Here is a 21,509-nt window from a genome sequence, read left to right as displayed (position 1 = left end):
ACTCCTTAATCATCCTGGTGAGGAAATAGCGTGTTATCAATCAGATCGCATAAACAGTTGACCGTCAGCATATGCATTTCATGAATGCGTGAACTGCGGTGAGAGGGAATGCGGATCTCCACATCCTGCGGGCCGAGCAGCCCGGCCAACTCGCCGCCGTCATAGCCAGTGAGCGCCACGATAGTCATGTCGCGCGTCACCGCCGCTTCCACGGCTTTAACGATATCGCGGCTGTTGCCGCGTGTGGAAATCGCCAGCAGCACGTCACCCGCATGACCCAGTGCCCGTACCTGCTTGGCATAGATCTCGTGTTGCATCCGGTCATTAGCAATCGCAGTTAAGACCACGTTATCGGTATTAAGTGCAATGGCCGGTAAACTGGGGCGTTCTGTTTCGTACCGGTTGATCATACTGGCAGCAAAATGCTGTGCATTGGCGGCGGAAGTGCCATTGCCACAACAGAGGATTTTGTTGCCGTTAAGCAAGGACTGAACCAGCGTCATAGCCGCACGGGAAATCGCATCCGGCAGAGCTTCCGCCGCTGCAATCTGAGTTTGAATGCTTTCCGTAAAGCAGACTTTAATTCTTTCGAGCACGATGATCCCTTGGTTTAAGCATTTATGAGTGGTCGTTAAAGGCGTTTTGTATCCACTCAACGTCATTTTCGGTGAAGGCTATCACATCGAACCGGCAATCCACAGTATCAAAACTCCCATTGTGGCGGGCGAGCCATAAACGGGCAGTCTGCAAGAGTTTGCGCTGTTTAGGTCGCGTGACGCTGGCAGCCGCACCGCCGAAAGAGGCCGTTTTTCGATAGCGCACTTCAATAAAGACCGTTGTGGGGCCATGTTTCATGATCAGATCAATTTCGCCGCCACGCGTTTGCACGTTGGCGGCAATCAAACGCAGTCCTTTGCCTTCCAGCCAGCGACGCGCCTTTAACTCCCACGCGTCGCCGATCTGTTTACGGGTCAACTGGCCGGAACGATCTGCCCCTGCTGGTATTTGAGCCATGATAACTTCCTGTTAATCACGCAATCCTGGCTTGCCGATAGATCGCCGGTATTGCCGTTAAGTTCAAAGCCGGGCACCTGACGCATCTGCGAGAAATGGTTGGCTAACGCCCAGGCATCCACGCCCATCGCGTAAAGACGCGCCAGCGAATAATCATTGTTAACGCGGCTTAATGCCTGCTGCATCAGCGCCGGGTTCGCGCCCGCAAGCATCGGGATCTCACTGTACTGCAAGCCTTCCATTTCCAGACGGAAATCGGGGCCTGCGCCACCCTGTGCACTGCGGGAGCTGGCATACAGCGTTACGCCGCTCTGACTGCCAGAACGCATAGCGATCATCGGTTTAATCAGCGCAATTTCAGACGGGGTTGCCAGGATGTAAGCGGCGTCCACATTGCCACTGCCGGTGATTTGCGCATCCGTTGGCGGAGCCGGAATGGTCAGGCCGCCGATAGTGACGCCCGGTTGTGCCGACGCGCTGGTGCTTACCGGCGTCCCGTTCATGGCGATCCCGGAACCGCCGTTAATGCCCATTTTCAGTTCAGCCGCAGAGCCCAGTTTTTGCTGCAACACCGTGCCGCCGCCGAGTTTCTGCCATTCGCTGGCAAAGGCACTGGTGACGCGATCGCCTAACGCACTGCGGGGAACCAGTAAAAGCGGGGCGCGTTTGCCCTGATCCCAGATGTGATGCGCCGCGTCGCGGGCTTCATCTTCCGGCGACAGCGCGAAGTAGCAGATGTTGGCCCGGTTTTCGACCGCTTCTGGCTGATTCAGCGCCAGCACGTTCAGTGCTGTGTTGCTCTTCATCAGTTCTTCCACATTGTTCTTCAGCAGCGGCCCGACCACAATGCTGGCCCCGTCCTGCTGCACCTGATTGAGGATCTGATCGAGCGGTTGAGAGGTGGTATCGTAAATTTTCAGCTCAGCACCAGGGCTTGCAGGCGTACTGGCGACCGTCTGCGCAGTATCCGTTTGCGGCGCGCTGACTGGATCGTTGACGGTGCCAGCCTGCGGAGTCGCTTCCGGTTCTGCCGTTTCTGTCGGTGCGGCTTCAGGCTGTTCCTGCTGTTCGTTGGTTAACTCACCGATCGCGGCATCAGACGGACTAACAACGTCTCCGTTTTCATCGGTGGTGGCCGCCTGAGCCATTTGCGACGGTTCCGCCGGGCCAGACACTGCTGCCACGCCGTTTTTCGCCGCTTCAAAACCTTGCTGAATGGTACGACCGAACACCGCCGCCTGACCATTTAACGGCAGCAGCAGGGCGATTTTACTGGTGGAGGCGGGTTTAAAATTCTGCACATTCACCAGTTGGGAAGGCAGCATTTTCGCGCCGGGGTTTTGCGGATAACGTACCTGCCAGTCGCTGATGCCTGCTTTGAGCATGTTGGGATCGTTACGGTTATCGAACCATACGCGTTGCAGATCCAGCCAGCCTTGCAGCACGTTTTCATCGGCGTTGATGACCAGCGCGCGCGCCTGATCCGGCGTCATTTGAGAGAGTGCCTGCCAGGTGGCGTCGATATTAGCCTGTTTATCTTTGGCTGCCAGCAGCGGTTCCTGGGCAATCAGCGCCCGCAGTAACGCTAATGACGGACGGCCCTGGCTGGCATCAATATGGGCCTGCCAGTAGCGTGCCCGCTGGTTTTCAGCGAAATCGTTGGGTTTTAATTTCTCAAGCAGCGCCTGCGCACCCGTAAAATCCTTCTGCGCGATTTTGAGTTCTACCGCCAGCAACGCCTGCTCTTTACGCTGATCGTCGTTCAGATCCTGCGGTAACTGCGTAAACAGCTCGCTCGCATGCTGGGTTTTACCCTCTTTAAGCAGTGCACGAATGGCGAGTAATTGCCAGTTGGTCTTGCTATCATCGGCGCTTTGCTGCATCTGGTTCAGGTAAAAACCGGAGTCAGCCTGCGCTGTGCCCTGCATATGCGCGCTGCTCTGATCGGGGGCCTGTGTTCCGCAGCCCGCGAACAGCAGGGCGGCCAGCACCACAGGCAAACAACGCACGGCTTTTGAACGAAGAAATGTTGAGGGTACCATTCTGTATCCAGTGATATTTTTTATGCAATGCTCAATATTAAATCGGCACTACGGATGAAACAATGAAACAACACGAATCAGCAGAGAATTCTCAAGGTCAGCTTTATATTGTACCCACTCCTATCGGGAATTTGGCTGATATTACCCAGCGTGCCCTCACCGTTTTGCAAAGCGTTGATTTGATTGCGGCGGAAGATACCCGCCACACCGGGCTGTTGCTGCAACATTTCGCCATCAGCGCACGCCTGTTCGCCTTGCACGATCATAACGAGCAGCAAAAAGCCGAGACGCTGGTGGCTAAGTTAAAAGAAGGGCAGAACATCGCGCTGGTGTCCGATGCCGGTACGCCGCTGATTAACGATCCGGGCTACCATCTGGTGCGCACCTGCCGTGAAGCCGGAATTCGTGTTGTACCGCTGCCCGGCCCCTGCGCCGCGATTGCGGCACTGAGCGCCGCCGGACTGCCCTCCGATCGTTTCTGCTACGAAGGTTTCCTGCCCGCCAAATCCAAAGGCCGCCGCGATGCGCTGAAAGCCATCGAAGCCGAGCCACGCACGCTGATTTTTTACGAGTCCACCCATCGCCTCATCGACAGTCTGGAAGATATCTGCGCCGTGCTGGGTGAATCCCGTTACGTGGTGCTGGCACGCGAACTGACCAAAACCTGGGAGTCAATCCACGGTGCACCGATTGGCGAACTGCTCGCATGGGTAAAAGAAGATGAAAACCGCCGCAAAGGCGAAATGGTGCTGATTATTGAAGGCCATAAAGCTCAGGAAGAAGATCTGCCCGCCGACGCGTTGCGCACCCTCGCACTACTTCAGGCCGAACTGCCGCTAAAAAAAGCCGCCGCGCTCGCCGCCGAGATCCATGGCGTGAAGAAAAACGCGCTGTATAAACACGCGCTGGAGGAACAGGGAGAATAAGCGATGAGCCGCTACCAGCCCCCGTTTACGATCACAACGGCGATACTTAATCAGGTGGTAAGTATCGGCGAGCTTATGGGGCACTGGGCGGCACAGGCCGGGCGCGCTTCGCCATTACTGCGCAAAGAGAATCGAATCCGCACCATTCAGGCATCGCTGGCAATTGAGCATAATAGTCTGACAACGGAACAGGTTACGGCAGTCATGGAGGGTAAACGCGTCCTTGCGCCAGCGAAGGATATTCAGGAGGTCAGAAACGCCCTTAAGGCGTATGAGAAGCTGTCTGACTGGCATTACGGTCGCTTCTCTGATCTGCTGAGCGCACACCATCTTTTAATGACGGGGCTGGTCGATAATCCCGGTGTATTACGCCGTGGTGACGTGGGTATTTACCGCGATCGGCAGTTGGTGCATATGGCTCCCCCTGCTTCTCAGGTTTCCCGGCTTGTCCATGAACTGCTTGACTGGCTGGCCGCCACCGACCTTCATCCACTGATAGCCAGTTCTGTTTTCCATTACGAATTTGAATTTATCCATCCGTTTGCCGATGGCAACGGGCGCATGGGACGCCTGTGGCAAACGCTGATTCTAAGTTCATGGCGGCCTGAACTGGCTTGGTTGCCCGTTGAAACGCTGATCCATCATCAACAGGAGCGCTATTACCAGGTACTCCGCGAGTATGATCGGGCCAGTGAATGCACACTGTTTATTGAGTTCATGCTGGAAAATATCGCCGCCGCGTTGCAAGAGGGACTGGTATCGCTTCCCGGTGTGTCGGAAGAAATGTCGGAACAAATGTCGGAAGAAATCGCCAACAGGCTTACCGCGATGGAAACCAGACTGATTGAGCTAATTCAGCTTCACCCCGGCCATACCGCAAAAACGCTTGCGCAGGCTTTGGGCGTGACGGATCGCACCATTGAGCGTCACCTGAAAGCGTTACAACAGAAGAAAAAAGTGCAGCGTTGCGGCCCCACTAAGGGCGGATACTGGCAGGTTTTATAAGACTAAACGTTCCAGAAATTCTTTTTTAGTTGATTACCCGATGTGCGTTTTGCCGGATGGCGTTGTAAACATTCCATCCGGCATGATGCCTTTATCGCTTTGCTTATAAAATCCCCGCCGCTGATGCGACAATCGATAATATAAACGTCACGCCAATCAATAATACCGGGTGCGCTTTTTTCACGCGCAGCAGGTAATACATCAGCAGGGTATAGCCCATCGGTAAAATATTTGGGAACACCTTGTCGAAGAAATCTTTTTGCAGCGCCACGCTGTGTGTGTCATCGATGGCAAATGTCGTGATGACGTTAATATGCACGTATGACGCGATCAGTCCGCCAATAACGGTGATCCCCAGAATGGTGGCCGAGCGGGCAATCATTTGCGAGTTTTCCCTAACCCGGTCGATGGCTTTTATCCCCAGCGTATAGCCAATATGCGTCCAGCCCACGCGTAAAAAGAAGATGGCGATATAGACCGCGAAAAACAGAATCGGCCCGAGAATATTTCCCTGACTGGCAAAGGAAGAGCAGATCCCGGCCATAATGGGCAGCAGGGTGAACCAGAAAATAGCATCACCAATCCCGGCAATCGGGCCAAATAATGCAACTTTCAGGCCCTTGATGGTATTACGGTTTTCGCCTTTCTCCTCCATGGAGATCAACAGCCCCATTAAGAAGCCGACCAGATTAGGATGGGTATTAATAAATTCCAGATGATCCTTCATGGCCGCGCTCAGGCCCGCTTTATCATCTTTATAAATCTTTTTCAGCAAAGGCAGCATCGCCCAGGTGAAACCGCCCGCCTGCATCCTTTCATAGTTAAAACTGGCCTGTAGCAGAGAGGAGCGGAACCCTAACCGCGTGATGTCCTTTTTAGTAATTTCAGATCCCATTGCTGTAATCCTCAGTAGAGTTTTCTTTGGTTGCCACGGCTGCCTGTTGGGCCGTTCTGGTTTTGCTGCTGAAGTATTCGTACACCGCAAAGGCCGCGCCCAGTACCGCCACAGGTAACAGGTTGCTGACCTGGATGTAGCAAACGAACAGGAAACCAGCGATCAGGTAAGGGATGTATTGCGCTTTGAACATCACGCGCAGCAGCAGGCCAAAGCCGACCGCCGGAAGGATGCCGCCTGCGACTTCAAAGCCGTGGGTCAGCCATGCGGGCATGGCTTTTACCAGCGACTGCATCGCGCCCTGCGCCAGATAGGTGCAGAGGAACGCGAGCACCGCATACGAGCTGGCAACGATCAGCGTGGTGGTCCAGTTGAGACGTGAAAGCGCGGCAGTATTGGCTTCGTTCGCAGATTTATCCGCCTTCGACATAAACAGCGAAAACGCGGAGTAGAAGAACAGAATCACGTACTGCATCAACAGGCTGAAGGGTAAGCCAAGGCCGATGGCGGTTTTTGCATCCACGCCCGTCGAGAAGGCGATCACCGTGGTCATCAGCCCCGCCATAATGGGGTTGGGCGGTTGTACGCCGCCCGCTGGCGTCAGGCCCGCAAACGCCAGTTCGGTTAAACCGCCGGTGATAAGGCCAATATGAATATCCCCGAGGATCGCACCGGTAAGAGTACAGACGATAATCGGGCGGAACATAAACAGTGCTTCAAGCCAAAAGTCGATCCCCAGAAAAAACACCAGGGCTGCAAGGGCTATCCCCTGCATCAATGTTATTTCATGCATTTTAACGCCTCGTTCTGTTAATGGTCTTGTTTGTTGCCTTTATCGAGACGGGGATTAATCAGGAATAAATTCTTTCTGATCGCCCGGCACATCCTGAATAAATACGTTAACGCCGCTGTGTTTAATGAACCGCAGATCGGCTAAATCCTGGTCGTTAACATAAACCTTGCTGCTGATCTGTTTTTTCCCCTCGGAGAAATGCATATTGCCGACGTTGACCTCTTTTAATGGCACGCCGCCTTCCACCAGTTGACGAACAATCGCAGGCGTACGGCAAATAAGGAATATTTTCTGATGGGGAGCCGCTTTTGAAATAACGTTGATGGTCTTGTCGACGGAAAAAAAACGAATACCAAATCCGTACGTGTCGGCAGTAATACCCATCAGTTTTTGCTGCACCTCATCGGTAGCGACCTCATCGTCCACCACCACCAGCAAATTTGCACCCAGCGTGGAGGTCCATGTCACGCCGACCTGACCATGCACCAGCCGGTTATCGATGCGGGTTAACAGAATATTGGGAGTACTCATATTTTTAATTCCAGCGTTAAGTGAACAGGTGATATCGATAAATTCGCTTTCAGGTGATTGATTCTGGCATTAATTTTCCCGCCGAACCGCATACCTTAATTTTATCGCTGACAATCGCTTTCATTGCATCCATGCCGACGCGCATGTAATAACGCGGATCGTTGCCCTCCGGGTTATCGCCAAACCATTTTTTGACCGCGGCGGCAAAGGCGATTTTCAGTTCGGTGGCGACGTTGACTTTACACACGCCCAGCTCAATCGCGCGCCTGACATATTCGTCCGGGACATCGCTTGCGCCGTGCAGGACCAGAGGGATATCGACCACCTTGCTAATCTTCTCCAGCCGGTCAAAGTCAATTTTGGGCCGATGGGTATAGAGACCATGCGCGGTGCCAATGGCGACTGCAAGGCTATCGACGCCGGTAAGTTCTACAAAACGGCGTGCCTCTTCAGGGTCGGTCAGAAATGCGCTTTCGGCATCGACGCTCATATCGTCTTCCACACCACCGAGACGCCCAAGCTCGGCCTCGACGCTGCAATCATGGCGGTGGCAATAATCGACCACGGATTTCACCAGGGCGACGTTTTCTTCAAACGGGAAGTGGCTGCCGTCGATCATCGCGCTGCGCACGCCCGCGCCGACTTTACGGCGGATATCCGCCAGTGATTCGTGATGATCGAGGTGGATCGCCAGCGGCATGTCGTAGCTTTCTGAATAGGCATTGCACAGGGCATAAATCTCTTCAAAGGCGATGTGCTTAAAGGTGCCCGGCGTGCCCGCGAGGATCACCGGCGATCGCAGTTCCTGGCACACTTCAAGGATCGCCTGGATGGTTTCGGCGTTGTGGATATTGAACGCCGGCACGGCGTAACGTCCGGCCTGCGCTGCCTGCAACATGTATTTCGTGGAGATGATCGCCATGTTCTACTCCTGATCTTGCCATGGATGGATGATGACGCCCTGCACCACGCGATTGACGGTGCCGTTGACTGATGGGGTGTCCGGGGTGATACCCGCCTTGATGGATTGCGTCAGGGCAAAAATCTGGGCGTACATCAAAAAGCAGAAAGCCTGTTCAACATCAGTAAAGGTGCGGGCCGGGGGCAGGGTGATGGTGTCCTGCGCCGCGATCGGATCAGCGGTAATGGCGATCACCCGCATCGCTTCGCCGTCGCGCTGTAACTCGTTTAACAGATCCAGATCGTACTGGCGGGTGTAAGGGTGAGCGGAAATAAACATCACGATCAGCGTCTGTTTGTCGATCAGTGATTTTGGCCCGTGGCGAAAGCCGGTCGGGGTTTCATAAAAAGCGGCCAGTTTTCCCGCTGTCAGTTCCAGCACTTTTAGCGCCGATTCCCGCGCTGTGCCCTGCAATCCGCCGCAGCCCAGATAGACCACGCGCTGATAAGGTAAATCACCAAACACCGCACCGCTGAAATCACCCTGTGAGGCGATGATCTGCTGGCAGCGCTGCGCGACATCGGCAAAGGTGGTGCGGTTGATCGTCTCTGGGGCAAACACCGCAAGGCAACTTGCCATCATGGTGGTGATGCTGCTGGTCATCGCGAATCCGCGATCGTGGGTTTCTTCAGGCATCAGCAGCGCCAAGGCGTTATCGCAGGACTGTGCGTTCTGATACAGGCTACCGCCCTCGTTGCAGGTGATCGCCAGATGAAAACTGTTTTCCACGCATTGATCCACCAGATCCACCGCGGCCACGCTTTCCGGGCTGTTACCGGAGCGGGCAAACGACACCAGCAGCGTCGGCTGATCCGCGCGTAAATAATCCATGGGGTTGGTCACCAGATCGGTGGTCGGGATCGCCACAATATTGTGCCCGCTCTGGCTGGCAAGCCAGGGCGCGATCATATCGCCGATAAACGCCGAAGTGCCTGCGCCTGTGAGCACGATTTTCACATCCGGCAGGGCGAGAACCGGAGAGAGAAACGCGTCGATCTCCTGACGGCGTGCATCGATCGTCGCCAGGCTCTGCATCCAGCAGTCGGGCTGCTGGCGGATCTCTTTTTCAGTCCATGTGGTGAATACATCAGTAGCGTACTGTTCGCTCATTACAAAGTCCTTAGTCGGGCATTAAGCTGAAAGAAAGGTCTTTCCTTTCGTTTCATTGCGCTAATAGGGGTACTGCGTTAAAGAAAATCTATAAGAAAGAAAACGAAGGGTCAATGTGCAAAAGGAAATAAAACGAAAATTGTGAGCGAGATAACGATGTATCAACAGGAGACTATCGGCGGATCGAAAGCGGGGCGGGGGCATAACGAAATGAAATGAAAAAGTCGGCAAGAAAATCCTGCCGACAAAATGAGGTTACACAGAATGGCGCGGGATCAGATCCCTTCTTCTTCAGAAGCGGGCGCATGGTCGCGCAGCAATTCGTCGGCAAGGCTGGTCAGGCCGCGATGACCGCACGCCAGCGCCTGTTGGCGAAAGTCGACGGCGTTCAGTTCATCGCGCTCCATGACCATTTCCAGCAGCAACTGGAGGTTGGTGCCGGTGATCACTTCATACCCCGGCTGGCTTAATGCCAGCGTCGAGGCAACGCGAAAGGGCGTTCCGCCCAGCAAATCGGTGAGAAACACGATGCCTTCACCGTCATCAAGCGTCTGTACGGCTTCCTGAATCTGCGCAGTAAGCAACGCAGTAGTGGAGGATTCACCAAAATCGATAGCGATAAACTTCGCCTGCTCGCCGAGGATCTGTTTCATCGCACGTTCGAGGCCGCTGGCAAACCCGCCATGGCCGGTCAGAATAATACCTAACATCCTAATTCCTCTCTGATTTACAGAAAATGGCAGAACGACCCACCATGCCGGGCACCAGGGTGAGCGCCATCAGGCATCCGCTTATTTATCACGCCGGTCTGCCATTTCACCATCGCATGACTCACTTTACGCGGATTGGCTGTGATTAATGGGATCGCCACAACACGCCGCGTGATACTGGCGCAGCACGTCCTGGATGTGGTCGATAATTAAGTCTTTCGGCGTGGCCGTAATCTGCCCTTCGCGCACCCGCACATATTGTGTAGGCAGGTACTGGCTGAGTAACGGCAGCGGAATAGTTTCATGGGTCAGATGGCTGACCAGCCGGGCAAAAGCGGCATCGATTTCTTTATCCGGCCAGTAATAACGCACCCGGTCGGAATAGCTGTAACCACGCGCCAGGCGGCGGGCATGACCGTCCCCGGCATAGTGGCTTTGCCAGTAGCCCGGTTTTTCCAGCATTACGTCTTCCAGTACTGCACGAAGGCCCGAACAGGCGCGGGCAGGCAGCAATTCCTCTTCAATCGCCGCCAGTGCAAACAGCGCTTCACGCAGGGCAAAGGTGAGCGCCGGGCCGACTTTCAGAATGGCAAAATGATCGTTCACCAGCCGGGCTAACGCCTGCGGCGTCTGGTAATCCGTGGAATGGGCTTCAAAAATCAGAGTATCGAGATCGGCCACCACCTGGCTCAGGGCCTGGGCCTTTTCCGGCACGTAATCAATGACCTGCGTGTTATCGAACTCCACACCGGGCTGCACCACCAGGGCGATGATGCGCGGCCAGATCGCCTCCAGCCCTTCACGGGCAAACGCCAGCCGGTGCGCTTCCAGCGTCTTATGCGCCGCCTGCGGAGTGGTGACGGCAAGCTCGCCGAGGGCTTCATGCGCGCCGCCCGGCACCGGCACTTCGGTGCCAATGACGTACACAAGATCGGTTTTGTGCGCGCAGGCCTGATGGGTCTCTTCCGCGATTTTTGCCAGCCGTGCTGCACGCCCGGCAACAATCTCATCGGTCAGCGGGACCGGATCGTCCGCGCACGACATACTGCAATCGAGATGAATTTTGCTAAACCCGGCAGCGACATACTGCCTGATCAGCTCCTCCGCATGGCCCATGGCGACCTCAGCCGGCTGATCCTGCCAGCGGTTAGGGCCGAGGTGATCGCCGCCGGTGATAAGCTGCCCGGCCGGGAAGTTCTGTTCCTGGGCCAGCCTGAAAATAAAATCGTGGAAATCCTGCGGTGTCATGCCGGTGTACCCGCCGAACTGATCGACCTGATTCGACGTTGCTTCGACGAGGAGCGGGCCGCCGGTCTGACGCGCAAAGCGCAGCGCGGCTTCCAGCACCAGCGGATGTGCCGAACACACCGCATAGATGCCGCTTTGCGCGTTGCGTTTATGGCGTTCAACTATTTCCGTCAGATGTTTCACTTTCCTGTCCTTTTCAGTTTTAACTGAAGGTTGTCTTTCGTTTTATTTCTATTAATCCTGTATCAGGGGCGATTAAAAATAAAACGGAAGATAATAAAATTACGATCCGTTTCACAAAAGAAACATAGTGAAAGGTCTATGACAACAATTCACCGCGCATTTTTCCCGCTCCGGCCCCTTGCAATCTGCTAACAGAAAGGCGTTAATAACGGAATCGAAATGAAACGAAAGTAAAAAGGATGCGTTATGAGTGATTCGGACACCCCAACGGATAAGCGTGTAGCGGGCACCAGCGAGCGACGTGAGCAAATCATTCAGCTTCTGCGTCAGCACGGAAGCGTGCAGGTTAATGATTTATCTACATTATTTGGCGTTTCCACGGTGACGATCCGCAATGACTTAACCTTCCTGGAGAAGCAGGGTATTGCCGTGAGAGCTTACGGTGGCGCGCTGATTTGCGAAGGCGGGGTTTCTGTCGCGGAACCTTCCGTTGAGGACAAAAGCTCGCTCAACACGGCGGTGAAACGCAATATTGCGAAAGTCGCGGCAGATCTGATTACCCCCGGCCTGCGGGTGATTCTGGATTCCGGTACCACCACCTGGGAAATCGCCCGCCTGATGCGGCACCATCAGAATGTGATCGTCATGACTAACGGCATGAATGTGGCGAATGCGCTGCTGGAGGCGGAGGGGGTGGAACTGCTGATGACGGGCGGGCATCTGCGCCGCCAGTCGCTGTCGTTCTATGGCGATCAGGCCGAGCAGTCATTGCAGAACTACCATTTCGATCTGCTGTTTCTCGGCAGCGATGCGTTCGATGTGGAGCGGGGGGTGAGCACGCATAACGAGGACGAGGCCCGGATCAACCGCCGGATGTGTGAAGTGGCGGAGCGCATTGTCGTGGTGACGGACTCCAGCAAATTTGACCGCTCAAGTCTGCATAAAATCATCGATACCCAGCGTATTCACATGATCATTACCGATGAAGGCATTCCGGCCGACAGCCTCAATAGCCTGCGCAAAAGCGGTATCGAAGTGGTGCTGGTGCCCGCATAAAACCGCAGTTATAGCCCGGCGGCGTGATATTTGTGCCGCCGGGCGGTTATCAGGAATTACCCTGGCCCATCGCTCCCGGCTGCCAGCAACGGAACCAGCACGTCACTGATCGGCGTCGGGATAGCGTGCGCGCGACCGTAACGCTGTATCACGCCGTTGCGGATATCCCACTCCAGCGGGCGATTAGCCTGGCGGTCGGCGAGGATCGAGGTGCCTAAATCCGCCGGGGCGCGGTGAAAACCGTCCACGATCTCCTGCGGCACCGCATCACTCAGTCGCGCACCTTCCGCACGGGCTACCGCCAGACACTCGCGCAGATAAGCCAGCGCCAGTTCCGTAATATCGGTACGTGAAAACATCCCGGCACGGCGATTAGATAGCACCATCAGCCCGGCCACCGCGTTCTGTAGCAGTTTGCGCCAGGCCGTGGAGAGGAAATCATCAGCAAGTTCAACCGCGCAGCGGGTGCCGCTCAGTGCATCAACGATGCGTTGTGCCTGCGGCGTATCCGGCAGCGTCAGACGCGGCTGGCCGCGCAGCCAGACAGAAGCATCCGGCTCGCGCTGGGCCGGGAACCACACCACCGACGGCACCACCGTCGCGCCATTCACATACGGCTCCAGTTGGGTTTTCTGCTCCACGCCGTTTTGCAGGGCGCACACCACCGTATTTTCATCGCACAGGGTGGCCAGCCAGTCGGCGCTGTCCGCGTCCTGCGTGGTTTTCACCGCCACAAACACCAGATCGCACGGTTGACTGAGAGACGCCGCCTTGTTCAGTACCGGGCCTGGCACGGTAACTTCTCCCTCATCGTGACGCAGAATTAACTGCGGATGCGCGGTGCGCCCGCAAAGCACGGGCGTGCGGCCAGCTTCATGCAGTGCTGCGGCGATGGTCGTACCGATAGCGCCGGGGCCAAGCAGGGCAATCGCAGAACGGTCAGACATGGTGTTCTCCTTCATCACTAAAGGCTGGTTAATCAGAATACAATTCTAGCCAGGTCCCCTCTTAACGCCTCTCAGCTTTCGCTTACCTGAACCGCTCCCCGGATCAGTAAGGCGAAAGAGGTAATGGCTTCATTCTCATTCAGTTGTCCACGGACGAGCGCGGCGGACAGCGCTTCTCCTGCGCCAACGATGCCGATGCAGCATTGTTGCAGGGAGAGGGGTGACATTTTTACGTAGGGTGTCAGGACCGATATGAACATCGCGACGCAATTATCCAGAAGTTCCTGAAAGACCGCGGACTTCTCTTCGCTGCCCGCCAGTGCCGCACCAACGGCGTGAAATACGTCTGTATTGTCTGCGGCGCAGCGGATATAGGTGCTCGCGAGCAACTGTATCGTTTCCTCCGCACTTCTGAGGGTGGTGGCCATCGCCTCAGCGAATGCCCTGACCCGCTCCATATCAATCCACCTGTACAGGGCGATCAGTAACGCCGAGCGGGTAGGGAAGTGGTCATATACCACGGGCTTGGAAACACCTGCCTGCACGGCGAGGTGTCCGAGCGTCAGACGATCTGCGTTTTCTTCCTGAACAATCAGAAGTGCGGTGTGGAGTAACTGCATACGCCGCTCTGCCTTCGTTAACCTGCTGCGCGTAGCAGGACCGGATGCCGGGGGGAGTTCTTTTTTCATATCTCTCTTTATTAAACCTACCAAAAGTAGCTTTCTGTTATCTTCGGTGCTATCTTTCCTACTAATGGTAGCTTATCACGCAAATAAGGAACCTTACTTATGTCTTTTGATCCTGTATTACTGCTTGGCGGCTCCGGTGCGATTGGGCATCAGGCAGCCCGTGCACTGAAGGCGACGTACCCCGATCTGCCTCTGCTGATAGGCGGTCGCGATCTGACGAAAGCGCAGAATGCTGCGGCTGAATTTAAGGGCGCCCAGGGGATACAGATCGACACAACCTCTGCGGATCTGGGCCTCGGTGAGCAGAAAATCAGTGCAGTGGTTGTCCTCTACCATGACCGCTCACTCGCCGCACTCCGCTTTGCGCAATCGCGCGGTGTGCCGTATCTGAGCATCTCTTCAGGCATATTCGAAATCGCCCCGGAGATCGCCAGCTTTATGCAGTCGCCGGAGGCATCAGCGATTGTTCTCGGATATGAGTGGCTGGTCGGTGCCACGACAGTGCCTGCACTCCATCTGTCCCACGCATTCAGTCAGGTGCATGAAATCCGTATGGGCGCGCTGGTGGATGAAAAAGATGTCGGCGGTCCTGCCGTCGCTGCGGATTTCGAACACCTGAATCATCTGTTGCCAGCGGCACTTACGCGCCGGGATGGAGATTACATCTGGCGCGAGGGCGATGAGGCAAAAGCCGTGTTCTCAGCGCTTGATGGAAGCGAAATTACAGCCACGGGATTTTCATCGATCGATGTGGTTGGGCTGGCATCGGCAACGGGGGCAACCAGCGTACAGTTCAATCTGGGCATGGGCATCAGCTCAAGCCGACGCAAAGGGGGGAATTTCTCGACGGAGATCATCCTTGAGATTGCAGGCCTGGACCACTCAGGGCAGGCACTCCAGACCCGACATGCGGTAGTGCATCCGGGCGGCGCGGCACCCCTTACGGGAATGGGGATAGCATTGCTTCTGGAACGGTTAATCGGGCTGGATGGAAAGCCGCCGGTCGCACCTGGTCTGTACTTCCCTTATCAGATTCTGGATGCGTCACACTACCTGGCGCGTCTGGCGCAGGAGGGGGGAGAGCTTCTGGACCTCTCGTCTTCATAAGAGTTACAACCGGCGAGCTTGCTACAGGCCCGCCGGTGCTATCAGGCAGTGTGGATAGCTATTTTTTCAGCAATCGAGGCAGCTGATTTTCCAGTTCAAGCAGACATGCATCCATCATTTTTTGCGTTTCCTGGGTGACCTTCGCGTAGCCGTTAGCTTTCCAGTCGCTCAGTTGTGCTGTTGCATGTGTCGGGGCACATTCTGACACCACATAGGCACTCAGCATGTTTCCACCTTCCTGACGTTTATAGAATTTCACGCGGTAGGTTAAATCGTAATTGCTGTTGCTGGCTGACATGTCGGTATAGACGAGCGACCACTGAGCGGCTGCAATAAACAGCGGTTGTGTGTAAGCATGCCCGTTACCATTTTTGTTGAGCCAGTCGCGGATTTTGACTTCGGCTTTTGGCCCTAAATAACGCGCGGTAGGCTCTGGCATGGATTCAATGGACGAGCCTTTATAGCTATCTTTATCAAATGCACCGCTACTGATCCCCCCGCCAAGGGCAGCACCTAATACCGCCAGCCCCATCCCGGCACTGGAATGCGCCGGGGATACTTCACGCAATTTCGGATCCGCATAGCGATTATTGTTCATATCTGCTGGTGCAAAGATAGTGGCAACATCCAGCGTGCTACCGTTATCGGCCCGCACTTTATGAGAATCGAGGTTCCCGGCACAACCTGTCAGAAATGTTAAAGACAGTGCACCTGTTATTAATAATTTATTCATCATGAGTTCTAATCCCTTAATTAAAAATGCCATAACCTACAACGGACAGATAAGAAAAATCTTTAGTCTTTTTTGTTATTTTTTATTGAGTAAAATCATCGACATTGATTTAAATCACACAGGCTTTCGGGCAGGAAAATGTATGGCAACGGTATCAAAATAGGATATATTGATTTAAAAATACCGTTCTCAACAGGGAGCACTCAATGCCGGATTACTGCTTTTTTCAAAAGGGTAAGCAAACTATTGCGCTGGAAAGATCAGATGTAGACCGCGCCGCGCAATTAACTCAGCAAGGGTATAAAAAACAATTTGAAGAAGTCAGTGCAATGAGTGAGAAAAGTGCACTTGCCCGTTTTGCTGATATCCGCAGAAATAACCAGATAGACCACCATAATTTTCTGGCCGGGGCGATCGCCATGCCTCTGATCGGGGTGCTAACGGCGATTACCACTTTTCTGTTCCGCAAAAAATAACCGGCGATGAGCAGTCAGAGAACGACGCTTCACTCAGACAAAAAAAGGGGCCTTAGCCCCTTTTATATTTAACCATGATCACGTCACCGGAGCCGGGTTAAACACCGCCAGTTGGTTGTGCAGCCCCCACTGATCCGAGAAGGTTTTCTTGCGGCCGCTGGCGACATCCAGAATGAAGTGGAACAGTTTCCAGCCCACATCCTCGATGCTTTCCTCGCCGGTGGCGATAGTACCGGCGTTGATGTCCATTAAATCGTACCAGCGGTTTGCCAGTTCGGTACGCGTCGCCATCTTGATCACCGGTACCGCCATCAGGCCGTACGGCGTGCCGCGCCCGGTGGTGAAGACCTGCACCGTAATGCCGGAAGCCACCTGCTGGGTGCCGCACACAAAGTCGCTGGCCGGGGTAGCGGCGTAAATCAGGCCGCGTTTGGTCGGGCGTTGACCCGGTGACAACACTTCGGAAATGGCGCTTTTACCGGATTTGGCAATCGAGCCGAGCGCTTTTTCCACCACGTTTGCCAGGCCGCCTTTTTTGTTGCCCGGCGAGGGGTTGGCGCTGCGGTCGGTTTTGCCCATGTCCAGATAGTTATCGTACCAGGCCATCTCTTCGAGCAGGCGCTTGCCCACTTCTTCGTTGATGGCGCGCGGCGTCAGCAGATGGATCGCGTCGCGCACTTCGGTTACTTCCGAGAACATCACCGTGCCGCCGCAGCGGATCAGCAGGTCGGAGGCGTAACCCACCGCCGGGTTAGCGGTCACGCCGGAAAACGCATCGCTGCCGCCGCACTGCATGCCGACGACCAGTTCCGAGGCCGGGCAGGTTTCACGTTTACGTTGGTTCAGTTTGATCAGATGACGTTCTGCCACCTGAAGAATGTCGTCCACCATCGAGCGGAAGCCGACGTGATGTTCATCCTGCAAACGCACAATGCTCGCATCATCTACCGCAATGGCCTGCACGTCCTCGGTGCCCTGGAGCAGTTTCTCCGGCTGGAGTTTTTCACAGCCGAGGCCGATGACCATCACTTCGCCGCCAAAATTGGGGTTCAGCGCGATGTTATGAATAGTGCGGATCGGCACCACTGCCGCCGGGGCGTTAATCGCCACGCCGCAGCCGTAGAGGTGGTTTAACCCCACCACGCCGTCCACGTTCGGGTATTTAGGCAGCAGATCGCGCTCGATGATTTTCACCACGTAATCGACCACGCCCGCCACGCAGTGCACGCTGGTGGTGAGGCCGAGCAGGTTCTTGGTGCCGACGCTGCCATCGGCATTGCGATAGCCTTCGAAGGTGTACCCTTCGAGCGGTGGCAGCGGCTCTGGCACTTTGGTCGCCAGTGGCAGGGTGTTAAGCGGCGGGGCTTCCGGCAGTGATACGGTAGACTCGTCAATCCAGCTCCCGCGCGCGATGTCGCGAACCGCGTAGCCGATCACTTCACCGTAACGCACGACTTCGCCATGGATCGGGATATCCACCAGCGCCACCTTATGGCCCTGGGGAATGTGTTCAATGAGTTCAAGGCCGTCCGGGAAGCGCGTCCCCGCTTTTAAGCCATTGTCATTAACAATAATCGCGACGTTATCAGTGTCATGCACTTTAATATAAAACGCTGCCGGCGAATATTGTCTGATTTCGATATCGGCCATTGTCCAGTATTCTCCAACCAATTTAGATGACGAAAAGTATTAAATAAAAAGTGGATTTCTAATTATTGGCAATTAAAAAGCGTTGCAATGGAATAAAGCATGTCAGGAGTTTGGTTGGCGAAACGTGATGCAGATCACTCCTTTTTGCGGTTGCAGGCCCCGCAAGGCGGGCAATCTATAAATCTGTGCATTACCGCCCAGTCTCTTGTGCATATGCTCAAGTTATCAGATGCCTTCCCCGATTATCTTGAGCAAAGCAACAATGCATCATGCCTGCGGCGTGATTATACTGATCCCCAATTTAATTGTATCGGATGCGTTTAACGCGCTTCATTATATCCATTAATTATCTGCGTCATGTTTAAGTGATATAACCCGGCGCTGGCGTCAGGTCAGAAGATAAATAAATGGCTGCTCAGCTCTGATAACGTATGGGACTGAAGGTTTAAGCAACGGTTAATTCAAGGTATATGTGATGAATAACACGATTTTTCCGAACACGTTCAAAGCTGCGCTGGCGGCACAGCAAATCCAGATTGGCTGCTGGTCAGCGCTGGCAAACCCGATCACGACTGAAGTGCTGGGCCTCGCCGGTTTTGACTGGCTGCTGCTGGACGGTGAACACGCGCCTAACGACATCACTACGTTTGTGCCACAGCTGATGGCGCTTAAGGGCAGCCCCAGCGCACCGGTTGTGCGTGTGCCGACCAACGATCCGGTGGTGATTAAGCGCCTGCTGGATATCGGCTTCTATAACTTCCTGATCCCGTTTGTTGAAACCGAAGAAGAAGCGGTGCTGGCCGTGGCATCCACCCGCTATCCGCCGGAAGGCATCCGCGGGGTGTCGGTTTCCCATCGCGCTAACATGTTCGGCACCGTGCCTGACTACTTTGCTCAGTCCAACAAAAACATCTCAATTCTTGTGCAGATCGAAAGCCAGGCGGGCGTGGATAACCTTGATGCGATCCTCTCGACCGACGGCATCGATGCGGTTTTTGTCGGGCCAAGCGATCTGGCTGCAAGCCTCGGTTATCTCGGCAACGCCGCGCACCCGGAAGTGCAGCGTACCATCCAGCACATTTTTGCCCGTGCCAAAGCGCACGGTAAACCGAGCGGGATCCTGGCCCCGGTTGAAGCCGACGCTCGGCGTTACCTGGAGTGGGGCGCGACCGTGGTTGCCGTTGGCAGCGATCTGGGCGTATTCCGCGCCGGTACGCAGAAATTAGCCGATTCCTTTAAAAAATAACGACCACCGATATTAAAAGAGAGACGTAATTATGACGATGAAAGTTGGTTTTATTGGCCTTGGTATTATGGGTAAACCAATGAGTAAGAACCTCATTAAAGCAGGTTACTCATTGGTGGTGGTTGACCGTAATGCGCAGGCTGTGGCTGAAGTGATTGCCGCGGGTGCGGAAACTGCTGCAACCGCAAAAGAAGCGGCGGAACAGTGTGATGTCATCATCACCATGCTGCCGAACTCCCCGCACGTGAAAGAAGTGGCGCTGGGCGAAGGCGGCATCATCGAAGGCGCGAAGCCTGGCACAGTGCTTATCGACATGAGTTCAATTGCACCGCTGGCGAGCCGTGAAATCAGCGAGGCGCTGAAAGCGAAAGGCGTGGAGATGCTCGACGCGCCGGTCAGCGGCGGCGAACCGAAAGCGATCGACGGCACCCTCTCTGTGATGGTGGGCGGTGACAAAGCGGTCTTCGACAAATACTACGACCTGATGAAAGCGATGGCAGGCTCGGTTGTTCATACCGGTGAAATCGGTGCGGGCAACGTGACCAAACTGGCAAACCAGGTAATTGTGGCCCTGAATATTGCCGCCATGTCTGAAGCGCTGACCCTGGCGACCAAAGCCGGTGTGAACCCGGATCTGGTGTTCCAGGCGATCCGTGGCGGTCTGGCAGGCAGCACCGTGCTGGAAGCGAAAGCGCCGATGGTGATGGATCGTAACTTCAAGCCGGGCTTCCGCATCGATCTGCATATTAAAGATCTGGCGAACGCGCTGGACACCTCTCACGGCGTCGGCGCGCAACTGCCGCTGACCGCGGCGGTGATGGAAATGATGCAGGCGCTGCGTGCCGACGGGCATGGCAACGATGACCACAGCGCCATCGCGTGCTACTACGAAAAACTGGCGAAAATCGAAGTCACTCGCTAATACCGTAATACCCGGCGGCCCCCCGCTGCCGGGCTTAACCTGTGAGCCGGTGAGTCACACCCTCCGGCGCTAAGTCGTAACAGGCTATTCCCTATGAAAATCGTCATTGCCCCAGACTCTTATAAAGAAAGCCTGTCCGCCTCAGAAGTGGCCCAGGCGATAGAAAAAGGATTTCGGGAAATCTTTCCGCAAGCGCATTACGTTGCTGTCCCTGTCGCCGACGGTGGCGAAGGAACGGTTGAGGCGATGATTGCTGCCACCCAGGGTTCTGAACAGGTCGCCCGTGTGACCGGGCCTTTAGGGACTGCTGTTGACGCGCGCTGGGGGATGTCCGGGGACGGGAAAACGGCCTTTATTGAAATGGCGGCGGCCAGCGGGCTGGCACTGGTTCCTCCTGAATTACGCAATCCGTTGATTACCACATCGCGCGGGACCGGCGAGCTGATCCTTCATGCGCTGGATCACGGGGCGCGCAACATCATTATCGGCATTGGCGGCAGCGCCACCAACGACGGCGGCGCGGGCATGGTGCAGGCGCTCGGCGCGAAGCTGTGCGATGCCAACGGCACCAGCATCGGCTACGGCGGCGGTAGCCTGAACACGCTTAATACGATTGATATCAGCGGGCTCGATCCGCGTCTGAAAGCGTGTGCGATCCGCGTGGCCTGCGACGTGACCAATCCCCTGATCGGTGAAAAGGGCGCATCGCGGATATTTGGCCCGCAAAAAGGGGCCACGGAAGCGCTGATCGTCGAGCTGGACAACAATCTTGCCCACTACGCCAGCGTGATTAAAAAATCGCTGCGGGTGGATGTGAAAGACGTACCGGGTTCGGGTGCGGCGGGCGGTATGGGCGCGGCACTGATGGCGTTTCTCGGCGCGGAATTACGTAGCGGGATTGAGATTGTCACCGAGGCGTTAAACCTCGAAGAACATATTCACGACTGTACGCTGGTGGTGACCGGCGAAGGCCGCATCGACAGCCAGACCATTAACGGCAAAGTGCCGATGGGCATCGCGACAGTGGCCAAGAAATACCACAAGCCGGTGATCGGTATCGCGGGCAGCCTGACGCACGACGTCGGCGTCGTGCACACCTGCGGCATCGACGCGGTATTTAGCGTATTAACCTCTGTTACCACGCTGGAAGAAGCCTTTCGCGGAGCATTCGACAATATTTATCGCGCTTCACGCAACATTGCCGCCACATTGCAGGTGGGGATGCTGACGGAAGGGTGACAGCGGCGTGCAAACCCTCTATACTG

At 55.2% G+C, this 21,509-nt stretch carries 22 protein-coding genes; 8 read left to right on the top strand and 14 right to left on the bottom strand.

Annotated features, from left to right (window positions below):
- Positions 1-5 precede the first annotated feature (5 nt).
- The 3 genes from diaA to BM373_RS16690 are packed head-to-tail and all read right to left on the bottom strand — an operon-like array spanning position 6 to position 3,056.
- Positions 6-596 carry a DnaA initiator-associating protein DiaA gene (diaA, locus tag BM373_RS16700; protein WP_090463811.1) on the bottom strand — a complete coding sequence of 197 codons (591 nt, stop codon included), beginning with the start codon at positions 594-596 and terminating at the stop codon, positions 6-8.
- 22 nt (positions 597-618) lie between these two features.
- On the bottom strand, positions 619-1,014 hold the full coding sequence (locus tag BM373_RS16695) for a YraN family protein (RefSeq protein ID WP_090463808.1): 396 nt from the start codon (positions 1,012-1,014) through the stop codon (positions 619-621).
- Positions 972-3,056, bottom strand: coding sequence for a penicillin-binding protein activator (locus tag BM373_RS16690; RefSeq protein WP_090463805.1), 2,085 nt, complete (start codon positions 3,054-3,056; stop codon positions 972-974). The genes BM373_RS16695 and BM373_RS16690 overlap by 43 nt, the downstream gene beginning before the upstream one ends.
- Before the next feature lie 62 nt (positions 3,057-3,118).
- Between BM373_RS16690 and rsmI the strand changes: the two genes are divergently transcribed.
- Together rsmI and BM373_RS16680 are read left to right on the top strand one after the other, a co-directional pair.
- Positions 3,119-3,982: a 16S rRNA (cytidine(1402)-2'-O)-methyltransferase gene (rsmI, locus tag BM373_RS16685; protein WP_090463802.1), complete on the top strand. Its 864-nt coding sequence runs from the start codon at positions 3,119-3,121 to the stop codon at positions 3,980-3,982.
- Between the two features lie 3 nt (positions 3,983-3,985).
- The gene (locus BM373_RS16680; protein ID WP_090463799.1) at positions 3,986-4,987 is read left to right on the top strand and encodes a Fic family protein; all 1,002 of its coding nucleotides are present in this window, start codon (positions 3,986-3,988) and stop codon (positions 4,985-4,987) included.
- 103 nt (positions 4,988-5,090) lie between these two features.
- On the opposite strand, the gene agaD is transcribed toward BM373_RS16680, so the two are convergent.
- The 7 genes from agaD to kbaZ all read right to left on the bottom strand — a co-directional run bounded on the left by agaD (position 5,091) and on the right by kbaZ (position 11,418).
- Positions 5,091-5,882: a PTS galactosamine transporter subunit IID gene (agaD, locus tag BM373_RS16675; RefSeq protein ID WP_090463796.1), complete on the bottom strand. Its 792-nt coding sequence runs from the start codon at positions 5,880-5,882 to the stop codon at positions 5,091-5,093.
- Positions 5,872-6,675 carry a PTS galactosamine transporter subunit IIC gene (gene agaC, locus BM373_RS16670; protein WP_090463793.1) on the bottom strand — a complete coding sequence of 268 codons (804 nt, stop codon included), beginning with the start codon at positions 6,673-6,675 and terminating at the stop codon, positions 5,872-5,874. Before agaC ends, agaD begins: the two co-directional genes overlap by 11 nt.
- A gap of 54 nt (positions 6,676-6,729) precedes the next feature.
- Positions 6,730-7,206, bottom strand: a complete 477-nt coding sequence (agaB, locus tag BM373_RS16665; protein WP_090463790.1) for a PTS galactosamine transporter subunit IIB — start codon at positions 7,204-7,206, stop codon at positions 6,730-6,732.
- A gap of 49 nt (positions 7,207-7,255) precedes the next feature.
- Positions 7,256-8,128 carry a tagatose-bisphosphate aldolase subunit KbaY gene (gene kbaY, locus BM373_RS16660; RefSeq protein WP_090463787.1) on the bottom strand — a complete coding sequence of 291 codons (873 nt, stop codon included), beginning with the start codon at positions 8,126-8,128 and terminating at the stop codon, positions 7,256-7,258.
- A gap of 3 nt (positions 8,129-8,131) precedes the next feature.
- A complete protein-coding gene (locus BM373_RS16655) occupies positions 8,132-9,277 on the bottom strand; it encodes an SIS domain-containing protein (protein WP_090463784.1) in 1,146 nt (381 codons plus the stop codon).
- A 275-nt stretch (positions 9,278-9,552) separates the two neighbouring features.
- Positions 9,553-9,987 (bottom strand): PTS galactosamine/N-acetylgalactosamine transporter subunit IIA, encoded by a 435-nt coding sequence (agaF, locus tag BM373_RS16650; RefSeq protein ID WP_090463782.1) that lies wholly within the window; start codon positions 9,985-9,987, stop codon positions 9,553-9,555.
- A 126-nt stretch (positions 9,988-10,113) separates the two neighbouring features.
- Positions 10,114-11,418, bottom strand: a complete 1,305-nt coding sequence (gene kbaZ / locus BM373_RS16645) for a tagatose-bisphosphate aldolase subunit KbaZ (RefSeq protein WP_090463779.1) — start codon at positions 11,416-11,418, stop codon at positions 10,114-10,116.
- 246 nt (positions 11,419-11,664) lie between these two features.
- Between kbaZ and BM373_RS16640 the strand changes: the two genes are divergently transcribed.
- Positions 11,665-12,474: a DeoR family transcriptional regulator gene (locus tag BM373_RS16640; RefSeq protein ID WP_090463776.1), complete on the top strand. Its 810-nt coding sequence runs from the start codon at positions 11,665-11,667 to the stop codon at positions 12,472-12,474.
- A 56-nt stretch (positions 12,475-12,530) separates the two neighbouring features.
- On the opposite strand, the gene BM373_RS16635 is transcribed toward BM373_RS16640, so the two are convergent.
- Together BM373_RS16635 and BM373_RS16630 are read right to left on the bottom strand one after the other, a co-directional pair.
- The gene (locus tag BM373_RS16635; protein ID WP_090463773.1) at positions 12,531-13,421 is read right to left on the bottom strand and encodes an oxidoreductase; all 891 of its coding nucleotides are present in this window, start codon (positions 13,419-13,421) and stop codon (positions 12,531-12,533) included.
- A 71-nt stretch (positions 13,422-13,492) separates the two neighbouring features.
- The gene (locus BM373_RS16630; RefSeq protein WP_177220164.1) at positions 13,493-14,110 is read right to left on the bottom strand and encodes a TetR/AcrR family transcriptional regulator; all 618 of its coding nucleotides are present in this window, start codon (positions 14,108-14,110) and stop codon (positions 13,493-13,495) included.
- Between the two features lie 99 nt (positions 14,111-14,209).
- Between BM373_RS16630 and BM373_RS16625 the strand changes: the two genes are divergently transcribed.
- Positions 14,210-15,217, top strand: coding sequence for an SDR family oxidoreductase (locus tag BM373_RS16625; RefSeq protein ID WP_090463767.1), 1,008 nt, complete (start codon positions 14,210-14,212; stop codon positions 15,215-15,217).
- 58 nt (positions 15,218-15,275) lie between these two features.
- On the opposite strand, the gene BM373_RS16620 is transcribed toward BM373_RS16625, so the two are convergent.
- Positions 15,276-15,950, bottom strand: a complete 675-nt coding sequence (locus BM373_RS16620; RefSeq protein WP_256214672.1) for a hypothetical protein — start codon at positions 15,948-15,950, stop codon at positions 15,276-15,278.
- Between the two features lie 206 nt (positions 15,951-16,156).
- Here BM373_RS16620 and BM373_RS16615 point away from each other — a divergent pair, with 206 nt between their 5' ends.
- On the top strand, positions 16,157-16,426 hold the full coding sequence (locus tag BM373_RS16615; RefSeq protein ID WP_090463761.1) for a hypothetical protein: 270 nt from the start codon (positions 16,157-16,159) through the stop codon (positions 16,424-16,426).
- Between the two features lie 78 nt (positions 16,427-16,504).
- Here BM373_RS16615 and garD read toward each other — a convergent pair whose 3' ends face one another.
- Positions 16,505-18,076: a galactarate dehydratase gene (garD, locus tag BM373_RS16610; protein ID WP_090463758.1), complete on the bottom strand. Its 1,572-nt coding sequence runs from the start codon at positions 18,074-18,076 to the stop codon at positions 16,505-16,507.
- A gap of 475 nt (positions 18,077-18,551) precedes the next feature.
- Here garD and garL point away from each other — a divergent pair, with 475 nt between their 5' ends.
- The 3 genes from garL to garK all read left to right on the top strand — a co-directional run bounded on the left by garL (position 18,552) and on the right by garK (position 21,483).
- On the top strand, positions 18,552-19,322 hold the full coding sequence (gene garL, locus BM373_RS16605) for a 2-dehydro-3-deoxyglucarate aldolase (protein ID WP_090463753.1): 771 nt from the start codon (positions 18,552-18,554) through the stop codon (positions 19,320-19,322).
- 31 nt (positions 19,323-19,353) lie between these two features.
- Positions 19,354-20,244, top strand: coding sequence for a 2-hydroxy-3-oxopropionate reductase (gene garR / locus BM373_RS16600; RefSeq protein WP_090463750.1), 891 nt, complete (start codon positions 19,354-19,356; stop codon positions 20,242-20,244).
- Positions 20,245-20,337: 93 nt separating this feature from the next.
- Entirely contained in the window at positions 20,338-21,483 is a 1,146-nt protein-coding gene (gene garK / locus BM373_RS16595) for a glycerate 2-kinase (protein ID WP_090463747.1), read from the top strand.
- Positions 21,484-21,509: the final 26 nt, after the last annotated feature.

Origin of the sequence: Enterobacter sp. kpr-6, from assembly GCF_900116015.1 — a bacterium.
In the GTDB taxonomy this organism is placed as follows: Bacteria; Pseudomonadota; Gammaproteobacteria; order Enterobacterales; family Enterobacteriaceae; genus Enterobacter_D.
The sequence above is the reverse complement of the archived record's forward strand: the minus strand, read 5'-3'. Positions and strand labels throughout refer to the sequence as shown.